This is a genomic window from Streptomyces sp. NPDC052016, from assembly GCF_044548445.1.
In the GTDB taxonomy this organism is placed as follows: Bacteria; Actinomycetota; Actinomycetes; order Streptomycetales; family Streptomycetaceae; genus Streptomyces.
The window spans coordinates 1-1,021 of the sequence record NZ_JBIUBX010000078.1 but is presented as its reverse complement, the minus strand read 5'-3'; the positions used below and the strand labels follow the sequence as shown (position 1 = coordinate 1,021).

Here is a 1,021-nt window from a genome sequence, read left to right as displayed (position 1 = left end):
AAACGCCCTGTTCGGACTCGCTTTCGCTACGGCTACCCCACCCGGGTTAACCTCGCAACACACCGCAAACTCGCAGGCTCATTCTTCAAAAGGCACGCAGTCACGACGCAAGGACAAGTCCTTGCGCGACGCTCCCACGGCTTGTAGGCACACGGTTTCAGGTACTATTTCACTCCCCTCCCGGGGTACTTTTCACCATTCCCTCACGGTACTATCCGCTATCGGTCACCAGGGAATATTTAGGCTTAGCGGGTGGTCCCGCCAGATTCACACGGGATTTCTCGGGCCCCGTGCTACTTGGGTGTCTCTCAAACGAGCCGCTGACGTTTCGACTACGGGGGTCTTACCCTCTACGCCGGACCTTTCGCATGTCCTTCGCCTACATCAACGGTTTCTGACTCGTCCCACGGCCGGCAGACCGTGGAAGAGAGATCCCACAACCCCCACGACGCAACCCCTGCCGGGTCTCACACGTCGTAGGTTTAGCCTCATCCAGTTTCGCTCGCCACTACTCCCGGAATCACGGTTGTTTTCTCTTCCTGCGGGTACTGAGATGTTTCACTTCCCCGCGTTCCCTCCACACTGCCTATGTGTTCAGCAGCGGGTGACAGCCCATGACGACTGCCGGGTTTCCCCATTCGGAAACCCCCGGATCAAAGCCTGGTTGACGACTCCCCGGGGACTATCGTGGCCTCCCACGTCCTTCATCGGTTCCTGGTGCCAAGGCATCCACCGTGCGCCCTTAAAAACTTGGCCACAGATGCTCGCGTCCACTGTGCAGTTCTCAAACAACGACCAGCCACCCATCACCCCGAACCCTTACGGTCCGAGTGCACTGGGGCCGGCATCCGAAGACAGACCTCGCGGCCGTGCCCTCAGACACCCAACAGCGTGCCCGACCCGGTCCCGTCCGGAGATCATGCGTTCCACGCTCTTGCGAGCAGTACTAGCAGCCTCCGACCCGTGAACCCGGCCGAATAATCAACGTTCCACCCATGAGCAACCAGCATCAGACACTCGC

Annotated in this window: 1 rRNA gene; it reads right to left on the bottom strand. The window is 59.5% G+C overall.

Going from position 1 to position 1,021, the window contains the following annotated elements:
• A 23S ribosomal RNA gene (locus tag ACIHAR_RS39725) occupies positions 1-756 on the bottom strand; the annotation flags it as partial.
• Positions 757-1,021: the final 265 nt, after the last annotated feature.